This is a genomic window from Caulobacter sp. 17J80-11 (genome assembly GCF_014349105.1).
In the GTDB taxonomy this organism is placed as follows: domain Bacteria; phylum Pseudomonadota; class Alphaproteobacteria; order Caulobacterales; family Caulobacteraceae; genus 17J80-11.
In genome coordinates this window covers 37,339-53,510 of sequence record NZ_JACSJI010000018.1, presented here as the reverse complement: position 1 = coordinate 53,510, position 16,172 = coordinate 37,339, and the positions used below count along the sequence as shown (strand labels likewise).

Annotated in this window: 18 protein-coding genes; 12 read left to right on the top strand and 6 right to left on the bottom strand. The window is 70.7% G+C overall.

Going from position 1 to position 16,172, the window contains the following annotated elements; translation table 11 throughout:
• Positions 1–49 precede the first annotated feature (49 nt).
• Positions 50–1,039: a YafY family protein gene (locus H8B08_RS16150; protein WP_187451219.1), complete on the bottom strand. Its 990-nt coding sequence runs from the start codon at positions 1,037–1,039 to the stop codon at positions 50–52.
• A 70-nt stretch (positions 1,040–1,109) separates the two neighbouring features.
• On the opposite strand from H8B08_RS16150, the gene H8B08_RS16145 reads away from it, so the two are divergent.
• From H8B08_RS16145 to H8B08_RS16130, 4 genes are all read left to right on the top strand, one after another.
• A complete protein-coding gene (locus H8B08_RS16145) occupies positions 1,110–1,439 on the top strand; it encodes a hypothetical protein (RefSeq protein WP_187451218.1) in 330 nt (109 codons plus the stop codon).
• Between the two features lie 120 nt (positions 1,440–1,559).
• Positions 1,560–1,973 carry a DUF2946 family protein gene (locus H8B08_RS16140; RefSeq protein ID WP_255500895.1) on the top strand — a complete coding sequence of 138 codons (414 nt, stop codon included), beginning with the start codon at positions 1,560–1,562 and terminating at the stop codon, positions 1,971–1,973.
• Between the two features lie 169 nt (positions 1,974–2,142).
• Positions 2,143–4,203 (top strand): TonB-dependent receptor, encoded by a 2,061-nt coding sequence (locus tag H8B08_RS16135; RefSeq protein ID WP_187451217.1) that lies wholly within the window; start codon positions 2,143–2,145, stop codon positions 4,201–4,203.
• 12 nt (positions 4,204–4,215) lie between these two features.
• Positions 4,216–5,550 (top strand): PepSY domain-containing protein, encoded by a 1,335-nt coding sequence (locus H8B08_RS16130; RefSeq protein WP_187451216.1) that lies wholly within the window; start codon positions 4,216–4,218, stop codon positions 5,548–5,550.
• On the opposite strand, the gene H8B08_RS16125 is transcribed toward H8B08_RS16130, so the two are convergent.
• A complete protein-coding gene (locus H8B08_RS16125) occupies positions 5,522–6,466 on the bottom strand; it encodes a M15 family metallopeptidase (RefSeq protein WP_255500894.1) in 945 nt (314 codons plus the stop codon). The genes H8B08_RS16130 and H8B08_RS16125 overlap by 29 nt on opposite strands.
• Positions 6,467–6,713: 247 nt before the next feature.
• On the opposite strand from H8B08_RS16125, the gene H8B08_RS16120 reads away from it, so the two are divergent.
• The 5 genes from H8B08_RS16120 to H8B08_RS16100 all read left to right on the top strand — a co-directional run bounded on the left by H8B08_RS16120 (position 6,714) and on the right by H8B08_RS16100 (position 11,307).
• Positions 6,714–6,992: a hypothetical protein gene (locus tag H8B08_RS16120; RefSeq protein ID WP_187451215.1), complete on the top strand. Its 279-nt coding sequence runs from the start codon at positions 6,714–6,716 to the stop codon at positions 6,990–6,992.
• Positions 6,993–7,092: 100 nt separating this feature from the next.
• Entirely contained in the window at positions 7,093–8,463 is a 1,371-nt protein-coding gene (locus H8B08_RS16115) for an MFS transporter (RefSeq protein WP_187451214.1), read from the top strand.
• Positions 8,464–8,474: 11 nt separating this feature from the next.
• Entirely contained in the window at positions 8,475–9,272 is a 798-nt protein-coding gene (gene mazG, locus H8B08_RS16110) for a nucleoside triphosphate pyrophosphohydrolase (RefSeq protein WP_187451213.1), read from the top strand.
• A 40-nt stretch (positions 9,273–9,312) separates the two neighbouring features.
• On the top strand, positions 9,313–10,191 hold the full coding sequence (locus tag H8B08_RS16105; protein WP_187451212.1) for a hypothetical protein: 879 nt from the start codon (positions 9,313–9,315) through the stop codon (positions 10,189–10,191).
• A 99-nt stretch (positions 10,192–10,290) separates the two neighbouring features.
• Positions 10,291–11,307 carry a S1/P1 Nuclease gene (locus H8B08_RS16100; RefSeq protein ID WP_187451211.1) on the top strand — a complete coding sequence of 339 codons (1,017 nt, stop codon included), beginning with the start codon at positions 10,291–10,293 and terminating at the stop codon, positions 11,305–11,307.
• Here H8B08_RS16100 and H8B08_RS16095 read toward each other — a convergent pair.
• Positions 11,304–12,167, bottom strand: coding sequence for an NAD(P)-dependent oxidoreductase (locus H8B08_RS16095; RefSeq protein ID WP_187451210.1), 864 nt, complete (start codon positions 12,165–12,167; stop codon positions 11,304–11,306). The two genes, H8B08_RS16100 and H8B08_RS16095, sit on opposite strands and share 4 nt — an antisense overlap.
• A gap of 2 nt (positions 12,168–12,169) precedes the next feature.
• Positions 12,170–12,646: a flavin reductase family protein gene (locus tag H8B08_RS16090; protein ID WP_187451209.1), complete on the bottom strand. Its 477-nt coding sequence runs from the start codon at positions 12,644–12,646 to the stop codon at positions 12,170–12,172.
• 229 nt (positions 12,647–12,875) lie between these two features.
• Between H8B08_RS16090 and H8B08_RS16085 the strand changes: the two genes are divergently transcribed.
• The 3 genes from H8B08_RS16085 (at position 12,876) to H8B08_RS16075 (ending at position 15,253) form a co-directional block, all read left to right on the top strand.
• Positions 12,876–13,787, top strand: a complete 912-nt coding sequence (locus H8B08_RS16085) for a flagellar motor protein MotB (RefSeq protein WP_187451208.1) — start codon at positions 12,876–12,878, stop codon at positions 13,785–13,787.
• A gap of 69 nt (positions 13,788–13,856) precedes the next feature.
• Positions 13,857–14,630: an arginyltransferase gene (locus H8B08_RS16080; RefSeq protein ID WP_187451207.1), complete on the top strand. Its 774-nt coding sequence runs from the start codon at positions 13,857–13,859 to the stop codon at positions 14,628–14,630.
• A gap of 32 nt (positions 14,631–14,662) precedes the next feature.
• Positions 14,663–15,253, top strand: a complete 591-nt coding sequence (locus tag H8B08_RS16075) for a putative glycolipid-binding domain-containing protein (RefSeq protein WP_187451206.1) — start codon at positions 14,663–14,665, stop codon at positions 15,251–15,253.
• Between the two features lie 179 nt (positions 15,254–15,432).
• Here the strand turns inward: H8B08_RS16075 and H8B08_RS16070 are convergent, their stop codons facing one another.
• On the bottom strand, positions 15,433–15,816 hold the full coding sequence (locus H8B08_RS16070) for an iron-sulfur cluster assembly accessory protein (RefSeq protein ID WP_187451205.1): 384 nt from the start codon (positions 15,814–15,816) through the stop codon (positions 15,433–15,435).
• Positions 15,816–16,172, bottom strand: a complete 357-nt coding sequence (locus H8B08_RS16065) for an SUF system Fe-S cluster assembly protein (RefSeq protein ID WP_255500899.1) — start codon at positions 16,170–16,172, stop codon at positions 15,816–15,818. The genes H8B08_RS16070 and H8B08_RS16065 overlap by 1 nt, the downstream gene beginning before the upstream one ends.

Genomic DNA, 16,172 nt, shown 5'->3' with positions numbered 1-16,172 from the left:
TCGCTTCAGTAGCCCTCATCCTGAGCCCGTCGAAGGACGAGGGCGGGCCCTACGCCGTCCCCTCGTGACGGGCCAGGGCGCCGCGCAGCAGCTCGATCATGCGGGTGCGCAGGGAAGCGGGGGCCAAAATCTCGATCTGGTCTTCCCAGCTGAACAGGTGCCAAGCCAGTTCGCGCATGCCGCTGGCGTGGAAGCGCACGAGGACCGAGCCGTCATCCTGCGGCTCCAAGGTCTGGGTCGAGTGGAAGCGCCAGGCGTAGGCGTCCTCGGCCTTTTCGGGGCGGACGCGCAGGACCACGTCCTCGACGGCGTCCTGGTAGATGCCGAAGGAGCGGTCGGCGAAGGCCTGCAGATCGAAGTCGGGGGGAGGGGCGGCCGGCACGTCCTCCAGCACCTCGATCTGCTCGATGCGGTCCAGCCGGCGGGTTTTCGGTTCGGTCGAGCCCTGGTCGGCGGCGACCAGATAGTTCACCCGCGCGAAGATCAGGCCGTAGGGCGTCACTGTCCGCCACGTTCCGGGCGCGGAGCCGCCGCGATAGACGAAGCGAACCGCCTTCATGGCCATCAGGGCGTGGCGCACGGTGGCGACCACGCGCTGATCCTCGGTCGAGCGCGGCCCGGCCTGCACGGCGGCGGCCTGGGCCCGCATCAACGCTTCGATGTCGGGCGCCATTCGCCGACGGTCGGCCGCCCGCATGGCGCTGCGCACCTTCAGATCCAACGTGCGCAGCGCTTCAGCCCGGTCGGTCGCGCCGCGCAGTTCGAACTCGTCGACGGCGGCGCCGAGCGACACCAGCTCTTCGGCGGTCGGGCCCTGCAGGAAGCCGTCCAGGCCGCCGGGGATGCGGAAGCGCTTCGAAGAGCCGTCCGGGCTCTCGGTCATCTGCGGGAACAGCTGCCAGAGCGCGTCGCGCATGCGCTCGGCCGTGCGGCGGCCGACGCCAGCGGCCTCGGCCATTTCGTCGAGGGTCAGGCCCTCGGCGCTGGCCGCCAGCCGGCGGGCCAGTTGAAGTAGAATCTCAGCCTTCTCGTGGCGCATGAAACCTGCGACCGAATCTGACGCAACCGGAGCCTAGCTTGTCAGCATCAGACGGCAAGGAGCCTTCGCCATGACCCGCCAGATCGAAACCGCCGGCCTCGCCAGCCACACGCTGTGGCCGGGCCTGCGTTTCCGCCGCGGCCTGACGACGGCCGAGGTCGCCGTCGTGGTGCGCCTGGGCGACCGGCGCGAAGAACTGGGGGACGGCCGGGTTCGGCTGCGCTTCAGCCGCAACCGTCTGGACCAGGTCAGCCGCACGCCCGGCGCCGACGTGCGCCGGCTGCAGGCGCTGAGCGTGATCTGGGACGAACGCGAAGACGAAATCCTCGACATCCGCGAGGACCGTTTCCAGTGCTGGAGCGAAGAAGACGACCTGTGGCTCGAGGCGCGCTGCGCCTGAGCCCCATAATCGTAATTTCGCATAATATATCTTAGGCGATAAACGGGTGTGGCGAACTGGACCGCCGGCTGTGCTGTTATGCGTTGCGTCCGGCTCCCCGCCGTCCTACAGGCCGCGCCGATGCGCATCGGGTCCTTCCGCTTCGCCGATCTCCCTCACGCCGCGTTCCTGACGCTGGCGGCGGTGGCCATCGCGCTGAAGGTGCTGGTCCCGCCCGGCTTCATGCTGGCGACCGACGCCAGGTCCGACGTCGTGCCGATCGTGCTCTGCACCGCCTACGGCGCCAAGGTCGTCCACATCGACGCCGACCAGGCCCCGCCGAGCGACGACGACCACGGCGGCAAGACGCCCCACGACGCCGCTTGCGCCTTCACCGGCCACGCGGCCTCGCCGCTCACGCCGGTCGCCGCGCCGTTCGCCTACGCCGGCGTGGCTCTCCCGGCCCACCGGTTCGACGCCCCGAGCGCTCCCGCGCCCGGCCGCGGTCTGGCCGCGCCGCCGCCGCCGTCCCAGGCGCCGCCTTTCCGGATCTGACCGCCCGCGCTTCGGCCCCGTCGCCGGAGCGCGCCGCCGCGTCCGCGACCCTGGCCCGAGTCCCGCTCCGGCATGGTTAACGGCGCCGCGCCCGTCCCGCCGACGCGGCGCGCCTGATCAGAATTCCGAAGGTCCGGCAAAGGCTTGAAGCCGCCGGCGAACGGCACACATGAAACGTCTCCTGCTGACCGGCGCCAGCTTCGCCCTGCTGGCCCACACCGCCGCGGCGGCCGCCGAGGCCCCGCCTGAAGAACCGACGAGCGTCGACACGGTCATCGTCACCGCCACGCGCAATCCCATGGATCCGCCGGTGGTGGCGGCCGCGCGCGAGCGGCTGTCGCGCACGCCCGGCGCGGTCTCCGTCGTCGCCGACGAGACCTTCGAGAACCGCACCGCCCAGGGCCTCGCCGACATGCTGCGCGACGTACCCGGCGTGCTGACCCAGAAGCGCTACGGCGAGGAGTCGCGGATTTCGATCCGCGGCTCCGGCGTCGGGCAGGGCTTCCACCAGCGCGGGGTGCTGCTGGCCCAGGACGGCGTGCCGTTCGCCGATCCGGACGGCTTCTCCGACTTCCAGGGGATCGATCCCCTCACCGCCCGCTACATCGAGGTCTATCGCGGGGGCAACGCGCTGCGCTTCGGCGGCTCCCAGCTGGGCGGCACGGTCAACATCGTGACGCCGACCGGCCGGACGGCGGAGTCGGACTACCTGCTGCGGCTGGAGGGCGGCTCGTTCGGCACCCTCCGTGCGCAGGGCTCGGTGGCGCAGGTCAGCGGCGATTGGGACGTCTACGCCAACCTCGACGCCATGACCGTGGACGGCTGGCGCGACCAGAGCAGCCAGACCCAGGCCCGGGCCACCGCCAACATCGGCCGGGCGTTCGGCGAAAACGGCGAGGTCCGCCTGATCGTCTACGGCGCCGACATCCAGCAGGAGGCGCCGGGCGCCCTCAACCTGTTCCAGGCCCTGAACGCACCCCGGACCGCGCCGCTGACCAACATCGTCAACGACAACGCGCGTGATCAGAGCTTCCTGCGCACGACCCTGCAGACGACCTGGCGGCTGAGCGACGACCTCAGCTTCCAGGGCGCGGTCTACGGCACGACCAAGAGCCTGTTCCACCCGATCTTCCAGGTGGTCGACCAGGAGAGCCAGTCGCAGGGCGCCTTCGGGCGGTTCGACTGGGCGGGTACGTTCGCCGGGCTCAAGGCCGACCTCTATTGGGGCGGCTTCTACCGGCAGGGCGATCTCAAGGCGAAGCAGTTCGTCAATGTCGCCGGCGACCGCGGCGCCCAGACGGTGGACGCCACGCAGGAGGCCTCGGGGCTGGACCTGTTCGCCGAGGGCCGGCTGTTCGTGCAGCCGGAGCTGGCCCTGGTGGCCGGCGGCTCGTGGGGCCACGCCTCGCGGGACTTCGACCGCCGCTTCCCGACGCCGTTCTCCGCGTCGAAGGACTTCGAGTGGTTCGCGCCGCGCATCGGCGTGATGTGGCAGGCCGAGAGCGGGCCGCAGGTCTACGCCAACATCACCCGCTCCGTGGAGCCGCCGACCTTCGGGGCGCTGGTGCAAGGGACCGCGGCCAGCTTCGTGCCCGTGAACGAGCAGAAGGCCTGGACCGCCGAGCTCGGCACGCGCGGCCGCCAGGGGCGGATCACCTGGGACCTGGCGATCTATCGCTCCGAGATCGAGGGCGAGATGCTGAACTTCGTCGTCGATCCGGCCAAGAACATCCCGGCCGCCACCTTCAACGCCGGGAACATGATCCACCAGGGCGTCGAGGCGGCGCTGGACTGGCGCATCCCCCTCCCCGCCTCGTCGGTCGGCGGCCTGTCGCTGCAGCAGACCTACACCTACAGCGACTTCCGCTTCGACGCGGATCCGGTTTACGGCGACAACCGCCTGCCGGTCGTGCCCGAGCACCAGTACCAGGCCGAGCTGACCTACAACCACCCGTCCGGCTGGTTCCTGGCGCCGGCGGTCCAGTGGCGGCCGAAGGGCGTCTACGTCGACTACGCCAACACCTTCCGCGCGCCGGGCTACACGGTCTGGTCGCTGAACGCCGGCTGGGACTTCCAGAACGGCGTCACCGCCTTCGTGGACGCCCGCAACCTGACCGACGAGCGCTACGTCGCCGAGTTCAGCGCCGTGCCGGTCGCCACGACGGCCAGCGCGGTCTTTTACCCAGGTGAAGGGCGCGGCGTGTTCGGCGGCCTCCGCTACCGGTTCTGACGGGGAAAGCCCATGACGACGCTGCCCCCAGACGCTCACGCCCCCGCCGGCGCCCTGTACCGGGCGGTCTGGCGCTGGCACTTCATCGCCGGCCTGCTGGTCCTGCCGTTCCTGGCTTCGCTGGCGATTACCGGCGGGCTCTACCTGTTCAAGGACGAGATCAACGCCGTCCTCTACCGCGACCTGGCGACCGTGCCCGCGCAGAGCGCCCCGTTCCTTACGCCCGACGACTGGGCGGCCGGCGCCGCCGCCGAGCTGGACGGGCGTGTGGTTCAGGTCGCGCCGCCCGAACGCCCGACCGAGGCCGCGCGCCTGATCGTGGACGTCGGCGGCGGCGAGCGGCTGAGCGCCTACGTCGATCCCTACGACGCGCACCTGATCGGCGCGACGCCGGAGGGCGGGGTCATGGACCTGATCAAGCGGATCCACAGCCTCGACCAGTTCGGATTCTGGGCCAACTGCCTGATCGAGATCGCCGCCGGCTGGGCCGTCGTGCTGGTCGCCACCGGCGTCTATCTATGGTGGCCGCGCGGCCAGAGAGGCGGGGTCGTGACGGTCCGGGCCACGCCGAAGCGCCGGGTGTTCTGGCGGGACCTGCACGCGGTCACCGGCCTGTTCGCGGGCGCCTTCGTGGTGTTCCTGGCGGTCACCGGCATGCCCTGGTCGGCGGTCTGGGGAAAGCAGGTCCAGCGGATCAGTACGGAAGCCGGCCTCGGCCGTCCGAACGCGCCCAGCGCCTCGACCTCCAACCACGACGGCCACGCCGACCTGCCCTGGGCGCTGGAGGCTCGGCCGACGCCGATATCATCGCCCCCCGGCGATCCGATCGGCTTCGCGCGGGCCGCGGCGATCGGGACGGCCGTCGGCCTGCCCAAGCCGTTCGCGATCAACGCGCCCAAGGGGCCGGACGGCGTCTACGCCCTCGCCTACCGGCCGGATCGGGTCGAGGACACCCGCACCCTCTATGTCGACCAGTACGACGGGCGCGTGCTGGGCGACGTGGGCTATCGCGCGTACGGCCCCGCCGCCAAGGCCATCGAGTGGGGGATCTCGGTCCACCAGGGCCAGCAGTACGGCCGCGCCAATCAGCTGCTGATGCTGGCCGGATGCCTCGGCCTGCTGACCCTGACCGTCACCGCGCCGGTGATGTGGTGGAAGCGTAGGCCCAAGGGCTCCGGCCTGGCCGTGCCGCCGGCGCCGGCCGACCCGCGTGTCGGCCACGGCCTGCTGGCGGTGATCGCGCCCATCGCGGTGTTCTATCCGCTGGTCGGCGCCTCCCTGCTTGCGGCCCTGGCGGCGGAGTGGAGCTGGAGCCGGCTCAGGGCGGCGGGCTGGCCGCGGCCGTGACCGTGCTGTCGGCCGGGCCGACCCATTCCCAGTGCCAGGGTTCGAACACGTAGTTCACGAAGCCGAAGCGGTGGGCGTTCTCGACCAGCCAGCGGTACGCCGGCGAGCGGGTCTGGTGCAGGCGGTTCTCGAAGGTGACGGAGTCCGCCGTCTGCCCCTCGACCCAGCCGACGTTGACGTCGACGGCGGTGCCGGTGCGATGCGGCGAGCAGGCGGCGCGGCGTGCGCCGTCGCAATTGCCCTCGGCGGTGCAGCGCGCCTCGTCCGAGGCCGGATCGCGATAGCCCGAGAACAGGGTCAGGGCGGTCGGATCGTTGCGGACGGCCGGCACTTCGGCGCGGGCGGCCTCGACCATGCGACGCCAGGCGGACAGCACTTCGGGGCGCAGCTGGCGGCCTTCGCGCGCGAAGGTCTCCTCGGCAGGCGGGATGGCCACCAGCTGGACCTGGGTCGGGCCTTCCGGACATTCACCGTTGAGCCGCGCCATGACGAACGGCCGGCGCTCCTGCAGCACGCCTTTCAGCACCTCGAAGGTGTCGGGCCCGAATTCGCCGTCGGCCGGAAGGTTGTAGCGCAGCTGCCAGGTCGCCAGCGCCTGGGCGAAGGCCGGCGTGCCGAAGCCGCAGGTCGTGCCGATCTCGTGCCCCATCAGGGGCGCGTAGGCCTCCCAGCCGTGCTCCTCGACCCCGAACGGGGCCCACACCAGGGTGTCCAGCTTCTCGGCGTTGTGGCGGGCGGCCTCGCGGAAGCGGGGTTCGGCGTCGCCGCAGGAGGCGTACTTGCGCGTGACGGCGGGGACCGTGGCGGTGGCCATGGCCGCGATCGGCGCCCCCGGGGCGACCGGGCCCAGCGGCGCGCAGGCGCCGGAGTCCGCCGACAGGAGGACCGCCAACACCGCCGCACCGAGCCTGGTCATCGCGAACAAAGCCTGCATCCAGCCAGAAGAACCGTGGCTGGAGAAGAAAACAACCCCCAGGCGACCCGCGTTCGGCGGCAGCTGACAAATTGTCGCGACTGCGGCGGGGCGCCGCACTGCCCCTCGCGTTGCGAATGACTACGCCCAGATTCCGCACCGGTTTGGCATAGCAGCGCTCTCCCTGCGGCGGATGGGCACAATTCCCGATTGTGGGGCGGGCGGGTACCTCGTCCTCACCGAACGGGCCATGGGGACGACGGCGGTGGACAGGATTGATCGCAAGGAAGCCCGGGGGGCGGGCGTGGCGCGGACAGCGACCCTTGCCGGACTCCTGTTCACCGCCGTCGCGGCTCTTCTGGTCATGCCGCGCGCCGTGCTCGCCGCCGGCGGCTCGGTCGCCCTGGTGGCCGCCGCGGGCTTCAGCCTCGCCGCCGCCTGGATGGCGCTCAATCCGCCGCCCAAACTCGTGCCGGTCCCGCTGCGCGTGCGCGACCGCCGCGCGCCGGTTTCCCCCTTCCGCGACTGAGCCTTCGGCGGCGCGCGCCCGCCTGAGCCTTGCCGCCGCGCTCCTGCGAAGCTCTGATCGGCCCGAACGGGCCTGAGTCGCCCCTTGTCAGGAGCGACCGATGTCGCAGCCCTCGTCCCCCGCGCGTCGCAGCAACTGGGTGCTGGCCGCCTTCTCCCTGCCCTGCCTGCCCTATGCGGCGCTGGGCCTGCCGCTGGCGGCGGTGCTGCTGAACTACTACGCCAGCGACGCGGTGGGCCTGCCCCTGACCATGGCCAGCCTGGCCTTCTTCGCCGTGCGCGGCATCGACATCTTCTTCGACCCGATCGTCGGCTGGGGCATGGACCGGACCCGCAACCGCTGGGGGCCGTACCGCACCTGGATCACCGCCGGCACGCCGATCCTGATGCTGGCCACCTGGATGATCTTCATGGTCAAGCCGGGGGCGAGCTTCGCCTACCTGTTCGTCTGGTTGCTGGTGCTCTACGCCGGATTCTCGATCTGCACCCTGGCCCAGCTGGCCTGGGCGGCGGTGCTGTCGCCGGACTACGACCAGCGCTCGCGCACCTACGGATGGTGGCAGGCGGCCAACATCGTCGGCGTGCTGATCGCCCTGTTCATCCCGGTGGTGGTGATGAAGGTCATGGGCGGCTCCTTCACCGAAGGGGTGCACGCCATGGGCTGGTTCATCCTGGTCGCCCTGCCGGTCACGCTCGCGGCCAACCTGCTGTTCGTGCCCGAGCCCAAGCCGCAGAAAGAGACCCCGCACGGCGGCCTGTCGGCCTATCTCCAGCTGTTCCGCCGGCCGGCGGTGCGAAAGATCCTGATCTGCGATCTGCTGCTGGGCCTCGCCCCGGGCATCACCGGCGCCCTGCTCTACTACTTCTTCGAGAGCGTGAAGGGCTTCGAGCGCTCGCAGAGCCAGATGTTCCTGGTCATCTATTTCGTCGCCGGCCTGATCGGCGCGCCGTTCTGGAGCTGGCTGGCGACGCGGGTCGGCAAGGACCGCGCCCTGCAGATCGCCAGCATCGTCTACGCGATCGTCTACCTGACTGTGGGCTTCGTGCCGGCCGGAAACTTCAACCTGACCGCCGCCGCCCTGTTCGTGGCCGGCCTGCCCTATGCGGCGGGCCTGCTGCTGCTGCGGGCGATGATGGCCGACATCGGCGACCAGGTCCGGCTGGAGACCGGCCAGGACCGCATGGGGCTGCTGTTCTCCTTCCTGAGCCTGACCACCAAGCTGGGCTACGCCCTCTCGGCGGTCGCCGGCTACATCCTCGGCCTCGCGGGTTTCGACACCAGCGAGGGCGCGGTGAACAGCGGCCAGGCGCTCACCGTCCTGCAGGTGCTGTTCCTGGGGGCGCCGACCCTGCTGCTGCTGCTGGCCGCGTGGTCGCTGAAGCGCTATCCGCTGACCCGTGAAAGCCACGCCGAGGTCCTGGCCGGCCTGCGGGCGCGCGACGCGCTGGAAGCCGGGTCGACGGCCGGGTAGACGCTTCGCCCATGACCGACGCCCCCTCCCCCATGCAGCGCCTGCTCGACGTCATGGCCCGCCTTCGCGATCCCGTGGGCGGCTGTCCCTGGGACGTGGAGCAGACCTTCGCCAGCATCGCGCCCTACACGGTCGAGGAGGCCTACGAGGTCGCCGACGCCATCGAGCGCAACGACCTCAAGGAGCTGAAGGTCGAGCTGGGCGACCTGCTGTTCCAGGTGGTGTTCCACAGCCGCATGGCCGAGGAGCAGGGCCTGTTCAGGTTCGACGACGTGGCCGAGGCCATGGCCGAGAAGCTGATCCGCCGCCACCCGCACGTGTTCGGCGGCGGCGACAGCCGCACCGCCGACGAGCAGACGATCGCCTGGGAGACCCAGAAGGCGGCCGAGCGGAAGGCCAAGCAGCAGCACGGCGTGCTGGACGACGTCCCCGTCGGCCTGCCGGCCCTGACCCGCGCGATGAAGCTGACCAAGCGCGCGGCGCGCGTGGGCTTCGACTGGCCGACGACCGCCGAGGTGCTGGAGAAGCTGCGCGAGGAGATCGCCGAGCTGGAGGCCGAGATCGAGGCCGGCGACATGGCCAAGGCCCGCGAGGAACTCGGCGATTTCCTGTTTGTCGTCGCGAACCTGGCACGCAAACTGGATGTGGAGCCTGAAGACGCCCTGCGCGCCGCCAACGCAAAGTTCGTCCGCCGCTTCCACCACATCGAGGCCCGCCTGGCCGAAACCGGGCGCTCGCCCGAACAGTCGAGCCTGGAAGAGATGGACGGTTTCTGGAACGAGGCGCGCGCGGCCGACAAGACGCGCTAGCGTACACCCTGGATTCAGCCTGCCCGGCGATCTTCGCCGGATGATCGCGTTCCGTACCGCCGTCGCCGCCCTGGCCCTCCTGCTGCCGACCGCCGCCCTGGCCGCGCCGCCGCCGACCGCGGTGGTCGTGACCTCGCCCGGTTCGGCCAACGGGGCGCTGGTGCAGATCGGCGAGCGGCTGGTGGCCGCCATGGCGCGCGACGGTACGATCGACACCGTGCCCCCGGCCCTGTCGACCGCCGCCTACCGCGACTGCCTGGCGCGGAGCGGAAACGCGCGACTCGCCTGCCTGCGCGACGTGCTGGAGGCCACGCCCGGCGGGACGCCGCAGGTGGTTATGGTGCTGGACCCGGCCGGCCCGGAGCATACCGTCGCCATGTCGTGCGTCGGCCGGGGCGGGTCGCGCGCCCACGCCCTGCGCCTGTCGCTCGATCGGGCGCTGGACGACCAGCCGGTCTACCGCGCCGAAGCCCGCAAGATCAGGAACGAGGCGGCCCGCTGCCTCACTGCCGCCCGGGGCGACGCCTTCAAGGCCGACGCCGGCTCGACCCCGCCCCTGGTCGGGACCTGGCGGCTGGAAATGGCCTACGACTGCGCCGACGGGGGCCGCACGGGCGAGCGCAGCTGGACGACCCAGGTCCCGTTGCGCGCCCTCACCTTCCGCACCGACGGCCGGTTCAGCGCGAGCTTCGCCCACGTCGAGCCGTCGGCCGACTACGCCGGCGTCTGGCGGGCGGATCCGGAGACGGGCCACCTGTTGCTGATCATCGACGGCGACGGCCGCGTCCCGGACGGGGCCGACTTCGACGGCCGGTACGAGGTGGACGGCGGCGGCGTGCTGCGCCTGGACGACATGTGGCTGGGCAGCCCCGGCGAGACCGGCTGCGGCATGACCTTCGCGCGCACCGCCGGGCGCTGACGTCGCGCTGGCGTCACGGTTTTCTGCTCAGCTCGGCCTTGCGGACGAACCGTGGCCGCGCGACAGAAAACAGCGGTCTTTCAGCCAGGGTTTCGAGTGATGAATTTCCGGACGTTCGCCGCGACGACGGCGCTGGTCGCAGTGGTCGCTTCGAGCCCGGGCGCGGCCCTGGCCTGGGGCGCGGCCGGTCACCGCATGATCGGCACGGCCGGCGCGCAGGCCCTGCCCGCCGAGGTCCCCGCCTTCCTGCGCGCGCCGGGCGTGGCCGCCCAGATCGGCGAACTGGCGCGGGAGCCCGACCGCTCCAAGGGCGCGGGCCAGCCGCACGACGGCATGCGCGACCCCGCCCACTTCATCGACCTGGACGATGACGGCCGCGTCCTGGGCGGCCCTTCGCTCGACGACTTGCCCAACCTTTTCAACGACTACGACGGCGCGCTTCGCGCCGCGGGTCAGGATCCGGTCAAGGCGGGCTGGCTGTCCTACGCGATGGTGGACGGCTGGCAGCAGCTGGTGCGCGACTTCGCCTTATGGCGCGCCGCGGCGGCCGGCGAGCGGTTCGCCACGGACCCGGCGCGCAAGGCCTGGCTGGCCGCTGACCGCGCGCGCCGCGAACAGCTGATCATCCGCGACTTGGGGACCTGGGCCCACTATGTCGGCGACGCCAGCCAGCCGCACCACACCTCGGTGCACTTCAACGGCTGGGGCGACTTTCCCAATCCCGAGGGCTTCACCAACGCCAGGGTGCACGGCCCGTTCGAGGGCAAGTTCGTGTTCGACAACGCCGCCCTGGCCCAGGTGCGCGGCGGCATGGCCGAACCGAAGGCCTGCGTAGGCCCGTTCAAGGCCTGCGTGGCGACGCTGCTGAAGGCGACCAACGCCACCGTCGTGCCGTTCTATGCGCTGGAAAAGGCCGGCGGCTTCCAGCCGGGCGACGCGCGCGGCAAGGCGTTCGCGACCGAGCGGCTGGCGGCCGGCGCCTCGGCCCTGCGCGACTTCACCGTCGACGCCTGGCGCGCCAGCGCCGAGGCCAAGGTCGGCTGGCCGGAGGTGTCAGTGAAGGCGATCGAGGCCGGTCAGATCGACCCGTACGACTTCCTGTACGGGACGGACTAGCGCCGCCGGTCTTCCAGCCGCGCCGCCAGCGAGGACGTGTCCCAGCGGCTCCCGCCCATCGCCTGGACCTCGGAGTAGAACTGGTCGACCAGGGCGGTCAGGGCCAGATTCGCGCCGTTGGCGCGCGCCTCGTCGAGCACCAACCCTAAGTCCTTGCGCATCCAGTCGACCGCGAAGCCGAAGTCGAAGCGGTTCTCGGCCATGGTCTTCCAGCGGTTGTCCATCTGCCAGGACTGGGCCGCGCCCTTGCTGACCGCCTCGTAAGCCGCGGTGGTGTCCAGGCCCGCGCACTTGGCGAAGTGCACCGCCTCGGCCAGGCCCTGGACCACGCCGGCGATGCAGATCTGGTTGACCATCTTGGTCAGCTGCCCCGCGCCGGCCGGGCCCATCAGCCGCGTCGCCTTGGCGTAGGCGCCCAGCACCGGCTCGACCCGGGCGAAGGCGGCCGCGTCGCCGCCGGCCATCACCGTCAGCGTCCCGTTCTCCGCCCCCGCCTGACCACCGGAGACCGGCGCGTCCAGGAAGGTGCGGCCGCTGGCGGCGGCCAGCTCGGCCATCTCGCGGGCGACCTTGGCGGAGGTGGTGGTGTGGTCCACGATCACCGCGCCAGGGGCCAGCACCGGCAGGGCCTCGGTGACCACCTGGCGCACGTCGTCGTCGTTGCCGACGCACAGCACGAACAGCTCCACGCCCTCGGCCGCGTCCTTCGCCGTCGGGGCCCAACGGCCGCCGTGGGCCGCAGCCCAGGCTTCGGCCTTGGCCGGGGAGCGGTTGAAGACCGTCACGTCGTGGCCGGCGCGCTTGAGGTGGCCCGCCATCGGCGCGCCCATGACGCCCATGCCGGCGAAGGCGATCTTCATGCTCAGTCCCCTACTGCTCGGCCGTAGCGGCCGCGGAAATACAGAAGCCCGTCGCCCGGGCGGCTGTCGAAGGCCACCACGCGCCCGACGATGATCACGTGGTCGCCCATCTGGATGCGCTCGTGGGTGACGCACTCGAAGCGGGTCATCGCCCCGGCCAGCATGGGCGCGCCCTCGGGCCCGCGCTCAATCTCCTCCGGCGCCAGCCGACAGGCCCCGAAGGCGAAGCGTTCCGAATGGTCCTGGTCCTCGGCCCCCAGCACGTTCACGGTGAAGCGCTCGGCCGTGTGGAACACGTGGCGACGATCGGATTCGTCGCCCAGGCACCACAGCACCAGCGGCGGCTCCAGCGACACCGAGGTGAAGGAGTTCACCGTCAGGCCCATCACCCCGGCCTGGTCCTCGGCCGTGATCACGGCCACGCCGGTGGCGAAGGTCCCCAAAGCCCTACGGAAGGAAAGCGAAGTATCTGAGTCCACGGCGGCTCCTTGCGCGCCTGCCTAGAGCCTTCCCGCTTCGGATGGAAGCATCCGAAGCGGAAGAGAAGGCTCCAATGCAAAGTTGTAGCGCGGCAGGCGCCGAAACCGGCCACCACATTAGCTGCCACGCTCTGGCCCAGCCGCGCTTAGGCGCAACCGCGGCGATTGCAACCTCGCCTTAACCTTGTTCGCCCCATGGTCGCGCACGCGCTAGAAAGGTGCTGCGTCGATGGCGATGAACGAACGCCCGATCCTCATCAAGAAGGTCAAGAAGGGCGGCGCCCACGCTCACCACGGCGGCGCCTGGAAGGTCGCCTACGCCGACTTCGTGACCGCGATGATGGCCTTCTTCCTCCTGATGTGGCTGATCAACACGACCAGCCCCGAGCAGAAGCGCGGTATCGCCGACTATTTCGCTCCCGCCAGCGTCAGTCAGTCGACCAGCGGCTCGGGCGGCATCCTGGCCGGCACGGCGCTGGGCGAGGACGGCGTGAAGTCCGAGGGCTCCATGTCGGTCATCCAGCAGATGGCCCCCGAAGCCCCGCCGACCGCGCCCGACGACCAGGGCACCAACCCCAACATCGGCGCCGTCGACGTCTCCGACGCCAGCGAAGCGGCGCTGCGCAAGGAACTGGCCGCCCGCGAGGAGGCCGCCTTCCAGAGCGCCGCCCAGTCGCTGCGCCAGGCCATGCAGGACATGCCGGAGCTGGCCGAGCTCTCGAAGAACATCATGATCGACCAGACCCCGGAGGGCCTGCGCATCCAGATGGTCGACCAGGAGGGCCGCTCCATGTTCGAGACCGGCTCCGCCAAGCCGAACGAGCGCGCCCGCCTGCTGCTCCGCGCCATCTCGCGGGTGATCAACCAGCTGCCGAACCGGATCACCATCACCGGCCACACCAGCGCGAGCGCCGACCGTGGCAAGAACGAAGGCGACTGGACCCTGTCGGGCGCCCGCGCCAACGCCGCGCGCCAGATCCTGCAGGGCTCGGGCGTGGACGCGGACCGCGTCTACCAGGTGGCCGGCAAGGCGGCCTCCGATCCACTGTATCCGGACGACCCCACCCTGGCCGGTAACCGCCGCATCGCCATCGTGCTGTTGCGCGAAGCCCCCGTTTTGCCGTCCGAGACGAGCCTGTGAAGCGGATCGGCCTTGCGGGCGTTTCCGAAGTGAGCGCTAATCTCGAGTGAGACCTTTCAGGCCGCAGCGGTGACCCAGCACTTTCCGACACGCCAGCTCCGGTTCTTCCTGACGGCGCCGTCGCCCTGCCCGTACCTGCCCGGCCGCGACGAGCGGAAGGTGTTCGCGCATCTGCCGCTGTCCGACGGGGCCCAGGTCAACGACGCCCTGACCCAGGTCGGCTTCCGCCGCAGCCAGAACATCGCCTACCGCCCGGCCTGCGAGGCCTGCGACGCCTGCGTCTCGGCCCGAATCGTCGTCCCACAGTTCCAGTTCTCGAAGTCCGAGCGCCGGGTGCTGGAGCGCAACGAGGGCCTGACCCGGCACATCGTCGAGGCCGAGGCCACGATGGAGCAGTTCGACCTGCTCCGCCGCTATCTGATGGCCCGCCACGCCCACGGCGGCATGAGCGACATGACCTGGCCCGACTACGTGGCCATGGTCGAGGACACCGCCGTACGCACCCACCTGGTGGAGTACCGCACGACCTCGGCCGACGGCGGCCCGGGCGACCTGGTCGCCTGCGTCCTGGTCGACCTGCTCGCCGACGGCCTGTCGCTGGTCTACAGCTTCTACGATCCGAACCAGCCCAAGCTCAGCCTCGGTTCCTTCGTGATCCTCGACCACGTGGTCCAGGCCAAGCTGCAGAGCGTTCCTTACGTCTATCTCGGCTACTGGGTCCGCGGGTCGGAGAAGATGGCCTACAAGGCCCGCTACCGCCCGCTGGAGGTGCTGCGCCCCGGCGGCTGGGTCGCCTACGAGGAACCGGTCGAGGGTCCCGAGCTTTCCGACGAGCAGGAATAGGCGGCCCCACCGCGCACCGGGAGGACACTCGCATGAGCCCCTCCGACGAGACGGCTTCGCCCAAGCGAAGCCTGATCTGGCGACGCCAGGACGACGCCGGCTTCGAGCACTTCCGATTGTACGACGCGCCCGGCGGCTTCGACCTGGTCGGGCGGGTGATCGTGGCTGAACAGGGCAAGCCGCTGACCGTCGACTACCGCCTGCGCGCCTGCAACGGCTGGCGTTCGCGCGAGGTGGAGGTGACCCAGAACTACGACGGCGTCACCCGCCGCATGCAGATGGCCAAGGTCGACGACGAATGGTGGGTGGGCGCGCACGACCGGGTGGATCTGTCGAGCTGCATGGACATCGACCTGGCGATCACGCCGGCGACCAACGTCCTGCCGATCCGGCGCCTGGGCCTGAAGGTCGGGGCCAGCGCCGACATCCAGGCCGCCTGGGTGCAGTTTCCGTCGCTGGAGATCGTGGCCACGCCGCAGCGCTACGAGCGCCTGGGCGAGCGGCGTTGGCGCTACAGCGGGCTCGCCACCGACTTCACGGCCGAGCTCGAGGTGGACGAGGACGGCCTGCCGGTGGAGTACGAGGGGATCTGGAGCCGGATCGCGGATTTGCCGGGCAACTAACCCCTTCCCTTCTCCCCTTGCGGGAGAAGGTGTCCGGCGGAGCCGGACGGATGAGGGGTGCCGGCGCTACGCACACCGGATGGGGCGCGATCGGAGTTCAATGAGAAAGGTCGCGCAGACACCCCTCATCCGACGCGCTCCGCGCGCCACCTTCTCCCGCAAGGGGAGAAGGAAGCGGCTTATTCCTCCGCGGGCTTGATGGTCACGCTCTCGCCGCAGCCGCAGGCGTCGGTCTCGTTCGGGTTCTTGAACACGAACTTGGAGGCCAGCTGGGTGGTCTCGTAGTCGATCACAGTACCGATCAGGAACAGCACGGCCTTGGGGTCGATCAGGACGGTGACGCCCTTGTCCTCGACCACCTCGTCCAGCGGCGCGGCCGTCTCGGCGTATTCGAGGATGTACTCCTGGCCGGCGCAGCCGCCGTTCTTCACGCCGACGCGCAGGCCCACGTAGGGCTTGTCGGCGCGGGCCATGATCGCCTTGACGCGCTCGGCCGCGGCCTCGGTCAGGGTGACGACCTTGGGCCTCGGGCGGCGCGGACGGGGCTGGACCTGAGTTTCCATCAGAACATGTTCAACTGAAGCTTGGCCTCGTCGCTCATGCGCGAGGACTCCCACGGCGGATCGAACACCAGGTTGACGGTGCAGGAGCGCAGCCCGTCGATCTTCATCACCGCGTCGTGCACCCAGCCCGGCATTTCGCCGGCCACGGGACAGGCCGGCGCGGTCAGGGTCATGTCGACCACCACGTCGCGGTCGTCGGACACGTCGACCTTGTAGATCAGGCCGAGCTCGTAGATGTCGACCGGGATCTCCGGGTCGAACACCGACTTGAACTGCTCGATCAGCCGCTCGGTGAGCGTCTCCAGCTCCTCCGGAGACAGGGCCGAAGCGGCTTCGGTTTCAGGGGCCAGTTCCAT